The 16,740-nt window shown below is 39.8% G+C and carries 16 protein-coding genes and 1 riboswitch; of the genes, 6 read left to right on the top strand and 10 right to left on the bottom strand.

All coding sequences use genetic code 11. From position 1 onward, the window contains the following. Nucleotides 1-122: 122 nt before the first annotated feature. The 8 genes from ung to I6F43_RS10665 form a co-directional block, all read right to left on the bottom strand. Nucleotides 123-785 carry a uracil-DNA glycosylase gene (gene ung, locus I6F43_RS10700; protein ID WP_197102209.1) on the bottom strand — a complete coding sequence of 221 codons (663 nt, stop codon included), beginning with the start codon at nucleotides 783-785 and terminating at the stop codon, nucleotides 123-125. Then, nucleotides 782-1,642: a cobalamin-binding protein gene (locus tag I6F43_RS10695; RefSeq protein ID WP_197102208.1), complete on the bottom strand. Its 861-nt coding sequence runs from the start codon at nucleotides 1,640-1,642 to the stop codon at nucleotides 782-784. Before I6F43_RS10695 ends, ung begins: the two co-directional genes overlap by 4 nt. Continuing rightward, a complete protein-coding gene (cobO, locus tag I6F43_RS10690) occupies nucleotides 1,642-2,241 on the bottom strand; it encodes a cob(I)yrinic acid a,c-diamide adenosyltransferase (RefSeq protein ID WP_170072474.1) in 600 nt (199 codons plus the stop codon). The genes I6F43_RS10695 and cobO overlap by 1 nt, the downstream gene beginning before the upstream one ends. After that, nucleotides 2,234-3,718, bottom strand: a complete 1,485-nt coding sequence (locus I6F43_RS10685; protein WP_197102207.1) for a cobyric acid synthase — start codon at nucleotides 3,716-3,718, stop codon at nucleotides 2,234-2,236. Before I6F43_RS10685 ends, cobO begins: the two co-directional genes overlap by 8 nt. A gap of 4 nt (nucleotides 3,719-3,722) precedes the next feature. Continuing rightward, nucleotides 3,723-4,727, bottom strand: a complete 1,005-nt coding sequence (locus I6F43_RS10680) for a FecCD family ABC transporter permease (RefSeq protein ID WP_197102206.1) — start codon at nucleotides 4,725-4,727, stop codon at nucleotides 3,723-3,725. A gap of 1 nt (nucleotide 4,728) precedes the next feature. Then, complete coding sequence (locus tag I6F43_RS10675) at nucleotides 4,729-5,541, bottom strand: ABC transporter ATP-binding protein (protein ID WP_197102205.1); 813 nt, start codon at nucleotides 5,539-5,541, stop codon at nucleotides 4,729-4,731. A gap of 512 nt (nucleotides 5,542-6,053) precedes the next feature. Further along, nucleotides 6,054-6,203, bottom strand: a riboswitch (cobalamin riboswitch). Nucleotides 6,204-6,246: 43 nt separating this feature from the next. Further along, entirely contained in the window at nucleotides 6,247-7,179 is a 933-nt protein-coding gene (locus I6F43_RS10670) for a porin (protein ID WP_024590705.1), read from the bottom strand. 166 nt (nucleotides 7,180-7,345) lie between these two features. After that, complete coding sequence (locus I6F43_RS10665) at nucleotides 7,346-8,218, bottom strand: LysR family transcriptional regulator (RefSeq protein ID WP_007583736.1); 873 nt, start codon at nucleotides 8,216-8,218, stop codon at nucleotides 7,346-7,348. A 91-nt stretch (nucleotides 8,219-8,309) separates the two neighbouring features. Between I6F43_RS10665 and I6F43_RS10660 the strand changes: the two genes are divergently transcribed. Next, nucleotides 8,310-8,684, top strand: coding sequence for a DUF413 domain-containing protein (locus I6F43_RS10660; protein ID WP_007583734.1), 375 nt, complete (start codon nucleotides 8,310-8,312; stop codon nucleotides 8,682-8,684). An 86-nt stretch (nucleotides 8,685-8,770) separates the two neighbouring features. Further along, on the top strand, nucleotides 8,771-10,006 hold the full coding sequence (locus I6F43_RS10655; RefSeq protein ID WP_197102203.1) for a diguanylate cyclase: 1,236 nt from the start codon (nucleotides 8,771-8,773) through the stop codon (nucleotides 10,004-10,006). 17 nt (nucleotides 10,007-10,023) lie between these two features. Here I6F43_RS10655 and rarD read toward each other — a convergent pair whose 3' ends face one another. Both rarD and I6F43_RS10645 read right to left on the bottom strand, forming a co-directional pair. Further along, a complete protein-coding gene (rarD, locus tag I6F43_RS10650) occupies nucleotides 10,024-10,941 on the bottom strand; it encodes an EamA family transporter RarD (protein WP_007583730.1) in 918 nt (305 codons plus the stop codon). 51 nt (nucleotides 10,942-10,992) lie between these two features. Continuing rightward, nucleotides 10,993-11,448: a thioesterase family protein gene (locus I6F43_RS10645; protein ID WP_007583728.1), complete on the bottom strand. Its 456-nt coding sequence runs from the start codon at nucleotides 11,446-11,448 to the stop codon at nucleotides 10,993-10,995. Nucleotides 11,449-11,833: 385 nt separating this feature from the next. Between I6F43_RS10645 and recQ the strand changes: the two genes are divergently transcribed. From recQ to I6F43_RS10625, 4 genes are all read left to right on the top strand, one after another. Next, a complete protein-coding gene (gene recQ / locus I6F43_RS10640; RefSeq protein ID WP_010553279.1) occupies nucleotides 11,834-13,657 on the top strand; it encodes a DNA helicase RecQ in 1,824 nt (607 codons plus the stop codon). A 7-nt stretch (nucleotides 13,658-13,664) separates the two neighbouring features. Beyond that, the gene (locus I6F43_RS10635) at nucleotides 13,665-13,949 is read left to right on the top strand and encodes a DUF3630 family protein (protein ID WP_007583724.1); all 285 of its coding nucleotides are present in this window, start codon (nucleotides 13,665-13,667) and stop codon (nucleotides 13,947-13,949) included. A 171-nt stretch (nucleotides 13,950-14,120) separates the two neighbouring features. Then, entirely contained in the window at nucleotides 14,121-15,830 is a 1,710-nt protein-coding gene (locus tag I6F43_RS10630; RefSeq protein WP_024609055.1) for a ShlB/FhaC/HecB family hemolysin secretion/activation protein, read from the top strand. Nucleotides 15,831-15,899: 69 nt separating this feature from the next. Continuing rightward, nucleotides 15,900-16,475: a mechanosensitive ion channel domain-containing protein gene (locus I6F43_RS10625; protein WP_007583721.1), complete on the top strand. Its 576-nt coding sequence runs from the start codon at nucleotides 15,900-15,902 to the stop codon at nucleotides 16,473-16,475. The last annotated feature ends 265 nt before the right edge of the window (nucleotides 16,476-16,740 follow it).

The following is a 16,740-nucleotide window of genomic DNA, read 5'->3' as shown; positions in this document are numbered from 1 at the left end:
TTTTGCTATATCTAAACCAATTGTTGTAATCTTCATTTTGGTCTTCTCCCTTTGATTATTGTAACCACTTTAATCATGGCACATAGATGCCGTATAGGGAGGAGACCATTACATCAGGTTATTTACACCTGCCAGTTAATCAGTTTTTCATCTTGAGCTAGTAATAGCTCATTCGTTTTTGAAAAATGCTGACAGCCAAAAAAGCCTCTATGCGCCGAAAGCGGCGATGGGTGCGGCCCTTTTAAAATATGATGGCGAGCGCTATCTATGCCTTTACCTTTTTTTTGTGCATGTGCACCCCATAAAATAAATACCACACCTTCGCAGTGCTTATTAATATGCGCTATTACATTATCGGTAAATTGCTCCCATCCTAAATGCTTGTGAGAATGCGCTTGCCCTTGCTCAACGGTCAATACTGTATTGAGTAGAAATACACCCTGATCTGCCCAACTTTGCAGGTACCCGTGTTCAGGAACAGCAAAACCGCTGATATCGGTAGCTAACTCTTTGTACATATTTTTAAGCGACGGCGGCAGCTTTTTTACATCAGGCAATACCGAAAAACACAAGCCATGCGCTTGCCCTTCTCCGTGGTATGGGTCTTGTCCTAAAATTACAACGCGGATGTCATTTAGTGCTGTGGCATCAAAAGCACTAAATACTTGAGGTTCAGGCGGATAAACAGCAACACCTTCATTGCGGCGATTAGCCACATACTCTAACGTTTCCTGCATGTAAGGTTGCTGTAATTCACTTTCTAAAAATGTAGCCCAATCGCTCATTGTGTACTCTTAATCTGTTTACGTGATGCGTCTATTTTATCACACATATCCGCGAGTCCATCTAGCATCCGCGGAGTAAAACGATGTAATAAATCAGCATTTACGCTAATAAATTGATCATTTTTAACTGCTGGCACTTCTGGCCATTTTTGCCAATTAACAACCGGCTGTGGTGTTTTTGATTTTTCATCAGGGATAATAATAACTTGTGGCTTAGTAACAATGACATTTTCGATACTAATTTGTGGGTAATCTGTAACGCTCTGTGCAAATACATTACTTACATGGCATGTTTCAATCAGTTGGCTTATCCATGTATTTTTACTTACTGTCATCATGGGCTCAGCCCATAACTGATAAAACCCGGTAATATTTTTTTTATCTTGCTGGCTTTTAACAATACCATTTAGCTTATGTTTAAATGCATTTGCCGCTTGCTGGCTTTGCTTAATGTTCCCTGTAAATTCACCAAAAGTAAGTAACTCGTCGGCTACACCAGCGATTGTGGTCGGGTTACTTAAATATACTTTTATGCCAAGGCGCTCTATTTGGGCTAAATCTTCGCTTTGATTTCCGCTTTTCCACGCAATTACTAAGTCGGGTTTAAGCGCCAATACTTTTTCAAGCGAGATGCCGTAATAACCCCCTATGCGCTCAATACTTTGGGCTTCACTTGGGTAGTCGGCGTAATCAACCGTGCCCACAATATTATCGCCCGCCCCTATGGCAAATAGGTTTTCGACTATATGTGGTGCAAGCGCGATTATTCGCAGTTTTTTAGAATCCTTGGTCTGCTCTGCAAGTGCACTGCCCGATACACTAAAAAGCAGCAGCCCAATAAAAAACGCTTTAAACATTAGTAATCAAACCCTTCGAGCGCTTTTATGCCTGAGTCGAATGCGTGTTTTACATTACGTACTTCGCTTACGGTGTCGGCAAGGTCGGTTAAAGTACGGTGCGCTGCACGCCCGGTAATAATAACTGACTGCATTGGCGGGCGGTTATTAAGCGCTGTTACTACTTCATCTAAATCAACGTAGCCGTAGGTCACCATATACGTAAGCTCATCGAGTAATACTAAATCAATACTGCTATCAGCAAGCATGCGTTTTGACTCTTGCCATGTTGCTTGCGCGGCTGCGGTATCGGCTTCTTTATTTTGCGTATCCCAGGTAAAACCGGTGTTCATTACAACAAACTCAACGCCTGCACCTTGTAATAAATTACGCTCGCCACATTCCCAAGTACCTTTAATATATTGGCAAACGGCTGCTTTTTTACCATGCCCAACACAGCGAGCTACAACGCCAAAACCTGAGGTTGATTTACCTTTACCATTACCCGTAATAACCTGAAAAATACCTTTTACATCTTGTGCTGCAGCAACACGCGCATCCACTTGTTCTTTTACTTTTTGTTGGCGTTTTTGGTGTTTATCGTTGTTTTGTTCAGTCATTATTGTGCCCTTCATAAATCGAGATAATTTGCTGTATATTTAAATGCGTTTCGCACATGGTTGCTAATCGTTCTAACTGCTGCTCGCGATGAGTGGCAATACTAATTGGATTAATTGAGGCGCCTGGTTTTACCCATTTTAAAATTTGCGATGTAGCATCGGCTTCATCAAACAAGCCATGTAAATAGGTGCCTGCAATGGCATTATCATCGCTAATAAAGCCATCTGTTTTAAAGCCATTTGGGTGGTTTTTATTAAAGGTTATAAACGGCTTATTAAGCGCTGCACCTTGGCTAATTCCTGCATGTATTTCGTAACCACTACACGGTGTTTGTTGGTTATTTAAAAGCAGTGTAGCGGTTATTTTAGTTAATACTTTTTGCGCTGTTAGCGTGGTTTCAAAGTCGCATAGAGCAAGCCCATTTACTTGCTTTAATGATGACTCAATACCATCGGGATCGTTGAGCGTATTGCCCAGCATTTGCATGCCGCCACAAATGCCAAGTACTTTGCCACCATAGCGTAAGTGGCGCTTAATTTGAGTGTCCCAGCCTTCATTTTTCAAAAAGGTTAAATCGCCCAGCACATTTTTACTGCCTGGGAGAATTATCAGATCAACGTCTGGGATCGTTTGCGTGTGGCGCACATAATTTATATTAATGTTTGGGTGCAGGCGCAGTGCATCAAAATCAGTATGGTTACTAATGTGTGGTACAAGCAGCACTGCAATATTAATTGTGGCGTTGGTTACGTTATTATCAATTGCGACGGCGTCTTCAGCATCAAGCGCGAGGTCGTGCAAATAAGGTAATACGCCAAGTACGGGTTTGTTTGTGTACTCTTCAAGCCAATCAAGCCCACCTTGCAGCAAACCTATATCGCCTCTAAAGCGGTTTATAACAAAGCCTTTTACGCGCGCTTGTTCTGACTCGCTTAGCAAAGCAAGTGTACCTACCAAATGTGTAAACACACCGCCTTTATCTATATCGGCAATAATAATAACGGGGCAATCTACCTCTTCGGCGTAACCCATATTGGCAATATCGTTTTCACGCAGGTTTATTTCAGCGGGGCTGCCAGCCCCTTCAACAAGGAGTAAATCAAAGCGTTTAGCTAAGCGGTTATGTGAGGTAATTACTGCATCCATCGCCACTTTTTTATAGTCGTGATATTTGCCCGCTTCCATATTACTAATGGCTTTTCCGTGAATAATCACTTGTGCGCCGGTATCGCTATTAGGTTTAAGCAATATGGGATTAAAATCTATTTCGGGCTCTACTTTAGCTGCTATTGCTTGCAAGGCTTGCGCACGACCAATTTCGCCGCCATCTTTTGTTACTGCGCTATTAAGTGCCATATTTTGTGGTTTAAAAGGCGCTACCTTTACTCCGCGCTTTGTAAACACTCTGCAAAGGGCTGCAACTAGGGTGCTTTTACCAGCATCTGATGTAGTGCCTTGCACCATTAAGGTTTTCATGGAGTTACACCTTTCGCTTTCTAAAAAATAATAAACTTAAAAAGAACACACTACCAATAGCAGCGGTAATAACGCCTACAGGCAGCTCTTGATTTTTTAGTAAGGAGCGCGAAAGTACATCAACCCACACCATAAATGTACCGCCCACTAAGCTGGTTACTAGCAATCCCGCGATGGTGCCTTGGGAGATAAAAAAGCGCACAATGTGCGGTACCATTAATCCTACAAACCCAATACCACCACACATAGCCACCAGCACTGCGGTAATTAATGAGCTTAAAACCAGCATGAGTATTCTAAAGCGCTGGACCCTGACACCTAATGTAATTGCGCTTTCATCGCCAAGTAACATGGCATTGAGTTGTCTTCTAAAGCTCAGCATTACAAACGTACACAATGTAATTACCAATAAAGGCAACCAAAGCGTAGCCCACTGCGCACGAGCAAAGCTGCCCAGTGTCCAAAATAAAATAGCGGCTACCGCCTGAGGGTCACTCCAATAAAGCAACAAGCTGGTAAACGCACTAAATAAAAACGACAGAGCAACGCCAGCTAATAGCATTGATTCTACCTGTGCACTTTGCTGCCTACCTGCAATAAGAATTAATAAACTCATAGCGAGTAAGCTACCTAATAATGCTGCTGCCGATAACATAAAACCTGCACTAATACCTGCTAGCGCCATAAGTAACACCACGCCAAATGAGGCACCCGACGATATACCAAATAAGTAAGGGTCGGCTAGGGGGTTGCGCGTTACCGTTTGCAAAATAAGCCCCGCAATGGCTAAGCCAGAGCCTGCTAAAAAGGCGAGTAATGTGCGTGGCATTCTTAGTTCAAAAATAATACGCGTATTAAAAGACGCATCATTTGAGAGCAAAAAACTATTAAGTACATCTTGTAGTGAGGTATCTGCTGCGCCAAAACTAAGTGCTGCAAATAAGCTAAATAAAGCAGCTGCAGCACTTATAAATAGCGCAAGTGATTGGCGAGTATTAACAGTGCTCATATTATTTGTAACCATAAAAGTAAGTGATATGAGGAATGCTATTTCCCGACTTCGATATTTGCGGGTGGTTATTTACTTGGGCGCAGACACCAAAAACCTCACCTAGCATGTTTTCGGTTAATACCTCACTTGGCGCGCCTGAATGCGTAATTTCACCATTTTTAATAACCACTAGTTCATCGCACATTGCAGAGGCTAAGTTTAAATCATGAAACGATGCAAACACCGTTACACCCAACGATTTAGCAAGCTCCATTACCTGTATTTGGTATTTAACATCTAAATGGCTAGTTGGCTCATCCATTATTAACAGCTGAGGTTGCTGGACTATGGCGCGGGCTATCAAGGCACGTTGCTTTTCACCGCCTGAGAGCGAATCAAAGCTTTGATCACTATGATCTACCAACCCGACTGTATTGATTGCTTGAATGATTTTTTGTTTATCAATGTTAGTTATTGAGCTAAATAGCGATTTATGAGGCGTTAGCCCAAGCGCAATAACATCAAATACGCTTAAGTTAAATTGCGACGGGGTTTCTTGTAAAACAACCGCTACTTTTTTTGCGTACTCATCGCTTTTTAGCTGCCAAATGTCGGTGTTGTTAAATTCTACAACGCCATCACTAGGTTTATTAAAACGATATAAACAACGCAATAAGCTCGATTTACCTGCGCCATTGGGACCAATTAAGCCAACAAATTTACCTGTGGTTATTTTAAGGTTTATTTTTTTTAGAATCGTTTTATTGCCAATACCCCACGATACGTTTTTAACGTTTAGTAATGGTGTATTTAATGGCGTTTGAGTGTGCAATAGTCAGTCCTAGGCTAGGGTCTGTTGATCTTTCAAGGTTAAATTTGCAACAGTCTGTTTGGTATTTAGGCAAGGCAGAGCCTATGTAGTGTGGTTATTCCCCATAAATGGGCGATAACGTAGCATTAATGCCAAACAGGCGCTGCCCAAAGGGTTCTTCCTAGGGGCTATTTACTCTTTGTTGCTCGGTTTTTACTTAGCCCACTAGGTTACAAACCTCGCGCCGCGATTAAATAGCCCCTAGTTTGAACAAATTTTAATCCGCAAAGATCAGCAGACCCTAGGTTAAACTCACTAAAAATGCGATAAAAATACTAATGCACTACAAGAAAAAATGAGTAAACCCGCTCGTTAAAAAAATTCATACCAATTGCATTAAATTAGTAAGCTATTATAGCGACAAATAAATAGCTTAATAACAAGGCGAAATTATGACATATAGTTGTTATATATGAATAATTTTGAACAAAGTTAGTAAGTTATTTAATTCGCTAGAAAGATCATGTTTTTAATAAAATTGGTATTATACCATTTGTATCTGACTTACAGCTCAGCTGCTTACAGTTGCGGGAACAGTCGAGGACTCGCACCTCATTCCAAATGAAGCTCTATTATGGGCGGCTAAGTAAATAATTTAAAGCAAAAAAAACCGCACTCAAAAGAGCGCGGTTAAAAAGGGAGTGTTTTAACTAATTTAGCGAATAGTTAAAACTTGTATTCCATACCTAAGCCTACGTAGTCTTGGTCAACGTTGTTGTCCATGTCGAAGCTTGAGTAAAAGCCAAATACTTTAATGTTTTTATTTAATTTGTGATCAAGACCAACTGATATTGCTGACTTATCGTCGCTGTCGTCAAAGTCCATGTCTTGGTATTGCACTTTAAATGTGTTGTTACCCATGCTGTAAGCTGCATTTAATAGGTAACCATCCGCTTCTGCGCTGCCATCTACTGCTTCTTGTGTTTGGTACATTGCGCCCAATTTAAAGTTTTCAACTTTACCTTGGATTGATGCACGCACTACATCGTAGCCATTTACTTCACTATCGGCTGCAATCGAGGCATATACAGCGCTCTTTTTAAGTGCCACGTCGCCGTAAGTAACCGCCATTGAGTAACCGTTATCAGCGTCTACATCATCTTCAGCTACAAAAGTAGCAAGTACTTTAAAGCCTTCGTATGAGTTTGATGAATAACTAACTGTATTTCCTAAGCGGTTTTCACCTTTAAATACATTTTTAATGTCGCCTTCAAGATCGTTAAATAAATCTAACTTACCTTGAGATTGCTTAAGCGCAGTATCGTTACGACCAATTACAACCTGACCAAACGCACCTTTTAAACCAACATATTGGTTACGCGCAGAAATATTGTCGTCGTTATCGCCTTTTGAATCAGCATCAGACACATCAACTTGAAACTCAAACTTATATACCGCTTCTAAACTATCATTTATTTTTTCAGAACCTTTAACACCAAGACGAGATGCATTACTTTTTATCTCGGTAAAAGACCCTTCGCCATCATCAGATGATTGCACTGTTACATTCGCTTTACCGTAAATGTCTACGTCGGCAAGTGCATTAAAAGATAAACCACTTAATAGTGCTAAGCATAAGCTCGATTTTACAAATTTCATGTTATTTCCTTGGATAATCACAAAAGACTAATTTTCAAAACTGCTGCATTTTGTCATTCCTAAATGACAGTAATATTACAACGGAAATATTAATGTCTTTTTTTGTTAATAAAAATGCATTAAATGTGAAATCAAAATAACATGAAAGCCTAGTAAGTGGTCGTACTTACTTATCTTGCTTTAATGACAAGCTTGGCGTCATTTGCGAAAGTAAATTAACTAAGGTTTCTATTAGCTCTTTTTGCTCGTTGTCTCTGTGATACGCAATAAATACGTCTCTTGAGGTGTTTTCTACCCCTTTAACATGAAACAACTCACCTTTTTCTAAATGCCCTTCAACCAATACTTGAGGTATAAATGCACTACCACCACATTGCAGTATTAAATCAAGTGCAATACGTCCCGTGCTGGTTCTAAAGTAAGGTGGCGTTTTTCCTGTAAACTGACGCGCATGCCAAAGAGAAAAAGTAGTTCCCCAATCCACATACACATATTGATTATCAAAAAAGTTTTCGTTCGTTGCGGTGTCGTATCCGCTTACTGGAATGATTGGCAACTCACAAATTCGCTCTACCACTAATTCATCTACTTTTGGTGGATCAAATAATATTGCCAAATCGAGAGTACGCTCTAATAAAAGTCGAGTGCTCTCTTGTTGTGCTTTAACTTCTGCAACCAACGACACGCCCGGCATCGCCGATACAATATTTGTTATACCAAACTGTAAAAAAGCATCCCAAATATTAGGCGTTCCTGCTAAGCTAATTTGCTTATGCATATTGTCGGCAAGTGCAACATCTACTTTGGCGCGCTGCATGCCCGTAATAATCATTTGTGCGTGCGGTAATAAGCGCTCGCCAGGTGCTGTAAGTTGAATATTATTACGCTGGCGAATAAACAAATTAACACCAAGCCCTTGCTCTAATTGGCGAATTCTAAAGCTCACTGCAGACTGCGTAATATAAAGGTTTTCGGCCGCTTTACCAAAGTGACGCGTACGCACTACTTCAACAAATGTTTTTAATAAATCGATATCCAATTTTTTATCCTCACGATAAAAATAATTTGTTTAATAAATTGCCAAACTTGCATCATACTCCAGCTAATTAATAGGGTATGAGGATAAAGCTATGAGCAATAACATTTCATTACTACGCCAAGCATTTGTTAGCCAACGTCAATTTTATGATGATCAGAATTTTCCACGTGGTTTTAGCCGCAGCGGAAACTTCACCTTATTAGAAGCCAGTATATTAGAACAACATGGTGTTGTTTTAAGAGGCTTATATAGCAAAACAATTGAGCCGCAAAACGAACATCAAGAACAGTTTGTAGCAGTAGTAACTGGCTCACAAGAACCTACTAACCCAATCGAACGTGCTTGGGTAAAATACTTAAAGCTAACGACCTGCAAAACTAAGTTTCATACTTTATTTGGCCGCTCAAAAATGTCAGGGCCAGCACCGATTAGCCAAGAGTATTATTCAGAAGCGGATAATCTGTAAGTACTTAAGTTATTTGCTTTTTTGCGTTTTAACAGTTACAACTTGTATAAGCAAATATTTTTGCAAAATATAAACAGGGTTGTTCCGTGACGCGAAAAATACTAATAGTTGAAGATACACCTGCAATGGCGCGAGTGCAAAAGCACATCGCGCTTAAAGCAGGCTATGAAGTTGATATAGCAGAGTCATTAGCACAAACAAAAGAGCTTATAAGTAAAAATAGCTACTTTTGCGCTGTAGTTGACTTTATATTACCTGATGCCCCATCAGGTGAAGCAGTACCCTGCACTGTTAATGCTGATATCCCAACTATTGTAATGACGGGTAATATTGATAAAAAAACCCGCGACACCGTCGAAAAATACCCAATCATCGATTACATCATTAAAGAAAACAAACAAGCTTACCAATACCTAGAAAAACAATTACACCGCTTACCTCGCAATGAAAATGTAAAAGTACTCGTTGTTGATGATTCTAAATCGACTCGACGATACATTTGCAGCTTGTTAGTTCGTCACAAATATCAAATTATTGAAGCACAAGACGGACAAGAAGCATTAAAGATGCTCGAAAGTTCACCCGACATTTCAGTCATCATTACTGATAACGAAATGCCAAACATGAATGGTGATGAGTTATGTAGCGAAATTCGCCGCTTATATAGCAATGACGAAAAAGCCATTATTGGTATTTCGGGCTCTGACTCTGTAGGGCTTTCTAGTTTATTTTTAAAAAATGGCGCAAACGATTATTTACATAAACCTTTTAATAGTGAAGAGTTTTACTGCAGGCTTAGCCAAAACGTCGATATGCTAGAACAAATAGCCACAATTAAACGCCAAGCCAACACCGATTACCTAACTAATCTACCTAATCGTCGTTACTTTTTTGAAGAAACAAACAAATCACTCAAAAAGATTAAAAATAAGCAAGGTTCAGGAGCGCTAGCCATGCTTGATATTGACCATTTTAAAATAATTAATGACACTCACGGGCATGATGTAGGCGACGAAGTATTAAAAGGGCTCTCCATTTGCTTTAGCAAATATTTTAAAAAGTATTTAGTGGCCCGCTTAGGTGGCGAAGAGTTTGCCGTTTACTTTGCAAATGCGGATAAACAAGAAGCACTAAGAAGACTTGAAGGTTTTAGGTACTTTATAGAGGCGAATAGCCAAGAGTTTAGTAAAGAAAAAATCAAATTTACTATATCTATTGGTTTTGCAGATGGACCTGTTTATCAAATTGATGAATTATTAAAACAGGCCGATTTAAAGCTTTACGACGCTAAAGAATCTGGTCGTAATAAAGTAGTTAGCTAACAGCTCTATTAGGTTAATTATACTTCAGCGGCTGTAATAGCCGCTTTTTTACGTTTGCGTGATTGATTGTAAGAATCCCAACTAAAAATAGCTAGCGCACTCCAAATACATGCAAACGTTACTAATCTCTCAGCGTCAAACACTTCACCGTAAAACACCACTGCCAATATAAACATTAGGCTTGGCCCAATATACTGAAAAAAGCCTAATGTAGTGTATTGCAAACGCTTAGCGGCGCCGGTAAAACACAGCAATGGTAATGTAGTTACAATACCTGCACTAATCAGTAATGCATTAGTATGCCAATCGTTAGCTGGCAGGCTTGATGTTGTTGTAGGCACCATTAACCACCAATAAATGAGTGCAACAGGCAGTAATATAAGTGCTTCGAGTAAAATGCCAGGCAAGGCTTCAACGGGTAGTTTTTTACGTAACAAACCATAAAGCGCAAACGATATAGCTAATGAAAATGCCACTACCGGAAACGAGCCAAAACTAATTAGCTGCAGCACAACACCGGTAAAGGCCAGTGCCACTGCTACACCTTGAAACTTACGCAGGCGTTCACCTAAAAAGAGCATACCCAGTAATACATTTAAAAGAGGGTTTATGTAATAGCCCAAACTCGCATCAAGCATATGGTTATTATTTATAGCCCATATAAATAAACCCCAGTTAAACCCTAGTAATGTTGAGGTAATAACAAGCATAAGCAAAAGCTTAGGCTGAACAATAATGCGTTTAATTTTACCCCAATACTTTAAAACACTTACTACTAATACTAAAAATACAACCGACCAAACAACCCGATGCATTAAAATTTCAAAGGCAGAAACATGCTGAATCAACTTAAAATATATTGGCGCAAGGCCCCACATAAAAAAAGCAAGACAAGCAAAAATAGCACCTTTACGCTGCTCAGTATCAATCGACATAATAAACACTTAGTGATTTAAAAGGCCGCTAGTTTACTTCCCATACACGTTTTATCCAACTAAATACGTGCCTGTCCCAAAAGCAATTTGAACTGATTGCTCATTATGTAATTCCATTCTGCATACACATACTTTATTACCTGAGCGAATAAGTGTGGCACTCGCTGTAAAGCTCTCTCCTTTACCAGGGCGCAAATAATCAGTGCGCAAGTCGATAGTCCCAAGCGTGGCTAATTTTGTTTGCACACTTCCTATATCTAAATCGGTGAGTTTATCAATCACGCTTGCTGCAGCGAGCATACCGCCTACATTATCAAGTACGGCTGAAATAACACCACCGTGCAGTATTTTTTGCGCAGGGTTACCAATGAGTACATCCTGCCACGGAAACGTAATTTTGGCCTGTTCAGGGCTCAACGACTCAACCGATATTTGTAAAAACTGGTTAAATGGCATGCCATTTACAAATAATGCGCCCACTTGTTCAATTAACATTTCTTTATTCATTATTATTCTCTATGTTTAAACTGGTACGATGAGTAAAGCATAACTTAAGCAAAACTACGAGGTTCTAGTTAAATCATTTACTTAGCAACCTAACTTTAAGAAAGCAGATCTATCTTAATTAGCGGTTTCAACACTACCAGAGTTTAATTTACTTACAATAGAGTTGAGGTTAATACCAATTAGCTTAATTAAGTGATCTATCTGGAGGTAAGAAAATAGTGTCTATAACAAGGCAAAAAACTCGTTATTTAGTTGTTCTATATCAGAAATTTTTAACGCAGCGAGCGTCAGATTTGATCCCTCAAATTGATTAAGTAGTATTGCGGATTGGTATAAGTAACTCAGCTAAAGACATCTCACTAAAAAACCACTAAAATACCCGCCAATGAATACATCAACACCACCTTCTAGCACCCTTGTGCGTAAACCCGAAACTGTCCTCAAACAAGTGTTTGGCTACAGTGAATTTCGCGACGGCCAAAAAACAGTGATTGATGCTGCTATTAACGGCCAAGACTCGCTTGTATTGCTCCCTACTGGCGGCGGAAAATCGGTTTGCTATCAAATACCCGCTTTAGTGCTTGAAGGCGTCACTATTGTTATATCTCCGCTCATATCGCTAATGCAAGATCAGGTAAGTCAACTACAAGCACTTGGGGTAAAAGCCGCTTACGTAAATAACAGCTTAGCGCGAGAAGAGCAGCAATTGGTGTATCAACAGCTTCATCAGGGGCAAATTAAGCTTTTATATGTGGCACCTGAAAAAGTATTACAACGCGAATTTTTAGAGCGTTTATCGCATTTAAATGTAAGCTTATTTGCCATTGACGAAGCGCATTGTGTGTCGCATTGGGGTCACGATTTTAGGCCTCATTACTTTCGCTTAAACGAATTAAAGCAACGTTTTGCACATGTCCCAATGATGGCGCTCACTGCAACTGCCGATAAAGCCACACGGTTTGATATAGTTGAGCAACTAAAACTACAACAGCCTTATATTCATACTGGCAGCTTTGATCGCCCCAATATTCGCTACACCATAGAAGAAAAATTTAAACCTATGGTGCAATTGCTTCGCTACCTAAAGGAGCAAAAAAGCCAAAGCGGTATTATTTATTGCACCAGCCGTAAACGCGTAGACGACATTGCTGAAAAAATTGCAGATGCAGGGCTAAACGCTGCCGCTTACCATGCAGGTATGAGTAACGAGCAACGACAATTTGTACAAACTGGCTTTGCCCGTGACGATATACAAATAGTGGTCGCAACCGTTGCTTTTGGTATGGGTATAAACAAGCCTAACGTGCGTTTTGTACTGCATTACGATATTCCAAAAAGTATAGAGTCGTACTATCAAGAAACAGGGCGTGCTGGGCGAGATGGACTTGCCGCAGAAGCCATAATGTATTTTGACCCAGCTGATATTGGCCGTGTAAGACGCTTTTTTGAAGACATAGACGACGAGCAACGCCGCCGTGTAGAAGAACAACGCTTTAACGCAATGGCAAGCTTTGCAGAAGCACAAACGTGTCGTCGGCAAATATTGCTTAACTATTTTAGTGAATATCAACGCGAACCTTGTGGTAACTGCGATATTTGTCTAAATCCACCTAAAAGCTTTGACGGTACATTAGTTGCCCAACAAGCGCTTTCTTGTGTGTATAGAGCTGACCAGCGCTTTGGTCTTGGGTACATTGTTGAATTACTACGTGGTGCAAATACTAGCCGCATACGCGATAACAATCATCATGAGCTAAGCACTTACGGCATAGGTAAAGATAAAAGCAGTGAATTTTGGCTTAGTATTTTACGCCAGCTTATTCATCAAGGCTTACTTAGCCAAGATATAACGCAAGGTGCGTCACTTAGGTTAACCGAAGCCGCGCGTGCAATTTTAAAAGGTGAGTACGCACTGCAATTAGCCGAGCCACGCCTGCAAGCCAAACACGTTTATCAAGATAAATTAGCACAATTTAATTACGACAAAAAACTGTTTGCTCGCCTGCGCGCACTACGTAAAGAACTTGCTGATGCCGATGATGTACCACCTTATGTGGTATTTAATGATAAAACATTAGCCGAAATGGCGCAGCTTATGCCAACAAACGACAGTGAATTTTTAAAAGTGTCGGGTGTGGGTTTTACTAAGTTAAATAAGTACGGCGGCGAATTTTTAACTGCAATTCGCAATTACCTAGCTACAAATTAAGAATGTTATGACCCAAATAGAATATGACCACGCCCATAAATACATTTTAATTACACCAGTCGAGCCTCCACACGATGAAGACTTTGAACTGTGGAGCACACTCTTTTTGCACTCAGACGATGTAACACTCAATGAGTATTCTGCAGGCGCCGATCGCCATCAAGTTCGCTTTACCTATAATCAGCAGACCTTTAATTTAAACTATGAGCATTACAGCCAAAGTATTTGGATTAATGCCGAAGGCCATGAAGCTGAGCACTTATTAGCCGCTTTAGCATTTTATTTAAGTTAGCTTTTAATATCCCGCCCACAGGCGGTTCTAAACCAGGTTGGTTATTAACATAAGTGAATATGAGTAACAATTAATTAGTTTCAAAATCCATACCTTTTACTTACATTATAATAACAATGATGTAAGCTGATATTACGATAGTCATTTGCTACGTAGCAGTAAAGAGGTTTAATGGTGAATAAGAAATGGATAGCACAATGTTGTATTAGCTTAACGGTTTTAAGCTTTTATGTGCCTAATGCATTCGCACAACAATCTTCAACGAAAACTGATAACTGCCTTGTAGAACAGACAGATTTAAGCACAAATAAAAACTTACGCCGAGAAGTTCAAGACAAAACAACCCTCACGCACAGTAATAGTAACGCTAAAATAGCCTCAATAAAGCTCAAGCAACTTAATGTATTTAATACTGAGCTTGAAGAGGAAAATAATGCCCTATTCCGATTTGCTAACCGCGCTCATATTCAAACAGAACCCGATGTCATTAATAACCTTTTATTATTCTCCCCTGGTGACAAGTACGATGCTAAAAAGCTTGCAGAGTCTGAGCGCCTACTTCGTAAAGAAAGCTACTTATATGATGCACAAATTAGTGCAATCGAAAACTGCGACGGTGACGTTAATGTAGAAGTGGTTACCCGTGATTTATGGACACTTTTACCTGAAGTAAACTTTAGCCGTAGCGGCGGAGAAAATAAATCGAGTATAGGTTTTAGAGAATCAAACCTGCTTGGTTGGGGGAAGCGCCTTTCGTTGTCACGCACGACCGACAGCGATCGTAGCGGTTATTTATTTGTTTACGACGATCCTAATATTTTATCTACTCGCTACCGCGGCCGTTTAGAGTACGCTGATAACAGCGATGGCAAGCGCCATTTACTTGAGCTAACCTACCCATTTTACGCGATAGACACCCCTTTTAGTTACGGTATTTTAAGCTATTCTGAGCAGCGCGAAGAGTCACTATATAAACGCGGCGAAGAGTTTAGCGAATTTGATCAAACTACCGATTTAAACCGTGCATTTATAGGACACTCTAAAGCGCTTAATAATAATTGGACCCAACGCTTAACCTTAGGTTATACCGACGAGCAGCATACCTTTGAAGCTATAGACACTACATTTGCACCACTTGCCGATGACAGAAGTTTAAGTTATCCCTTTATAAGCGGCCATTGGTTTGAAGATAACTACATAAAAGTACGCAATTTTGACAGTATATCTCGCACTGAGGATTTAAACTTAGGTTGGAATATTAAAAGCTTAATTGGCTATTCAGACGAATCATTAAGTAATGACGACAGCCGCGCGGTGTATTCTTTTAACTTTAAAAAAGCCCACTTTACTAACGATAATACCTTATGGCGTTTTAGTGCTGATATTGATGGCTATTGGAATAAAGAACAGAAAAAACTCGAAAACTTTATGGCCACTAGCCAAGTACAATATTATTTAAATACCAGTGAAGACCAATCTTGGTATGTTAAAGCCCGGGTGCAATACGCCAAAAACCTTACTGCTGATCAACAACTTACTTTAGGCGGCGAAACAGGCCTGCGTGGTTACCCTATGGATTATCAACATGGCGACCGCAGCTTTTTAGTTAATCTAGAAAAGCGCTATTACTGGGAGTACGATTTACTACAACTATTTAAAGTGGGTGGCGCAGCTTTTGTAGATGTGGGCAGAGCATGGTTTAACGATAAAGATAATGGCGAAAACGCACATGTATTAAAAAATATAGGCGTGGGTCTTCGTTTAGCACCGAGTCGTGCAAATTCAGGAACCATGATCCACATTGATATTGCCGCCCCAGTTGATAGCTACGATGACGTAGACTCAGTACAGTGGCTAGTAAGCGTTAAAAACACTTTTTAAATAATACAAACACGTTAAACTAATACCAATTGCATTAAATTACATTGTTATGAAAGTTCAGGACCTAATGTGGAAATAATAGAAGTTTTAGAATTGTTTGCATCACAATATAAGTTAATTGTAACTATAATCGCTATTTTGGTTTTCCCTCTGCTATTAAAAATAACCAAAAAATTACTCGAAAAAGCAATTAAGGGGAAAGTTGATTTACACCGAAAATACCGTGCAGAGCTCTTACTAAAAATTATACTCGCCTTTGTCGTGCTGTGTTTAGTTTTAGTATTTTGGGGTATAGAGCTTCGTGGCTTATTGGTTTTAGGCTCCTCTTTATTCGCTATGTTAGGCGTAGCGCTTTTTGCCGCTTGGTCATTACTGAGTAACCTAACCGCATTTTTACTAATGTTTATTCAAAACGATTGCCGTGTTGGCTATTGGGTACGAATTATTGATGGTGCAAATCATGTTGAAGGGCGCATTGTTGAAATGGGCTTAATGAATGTAGTACTTGAGCATATTGATGGGCACCGTGTAATTTACCCTAATAATTTATTTGTGACACGCCCTGTCATGGTTTTAAATAAAGAACCAAAGCCAACAAAAGCTCCCGTTATAAAGCGTATTATTGGCCCTAAAAAACATAGTTAAAAAAGTAATAGTCACAAAAAAGCCGCAGAAGATAATTACCTTCTGCGGCTTTTTTAATGCTTTAACTAACCAAAATTAAGACTAGGGCGTGTTGATCTTTGATGGTTGAATTTGCAGCAGTATGTTTGGTTTTTAGGCAAGGCAGAGCCTATGAAGTGTGGTTACTCCCCATAAATAGGCGATAACGCAGCATAAATGCCAAACATGCGCTGCCCTTCGGGTTCTGCCTAGGGGCGATAAACTCTTTGTTACTCGGTTTTTACTT

Source organism: Pseudoalteromonas sp. NZS71_1, from assembly GCF_015864305.1.
Classification (GTDB): Bacteria; Pseudomonadota; Gammaproteobacteria; order Enterobacterales; family Alteromonadaceae; genus Pseudoalteromonas; species Pseudoalteromonas arctica.
This window is presented reverse-complemented; position numbering and strand designations above follow the sequence as displayed.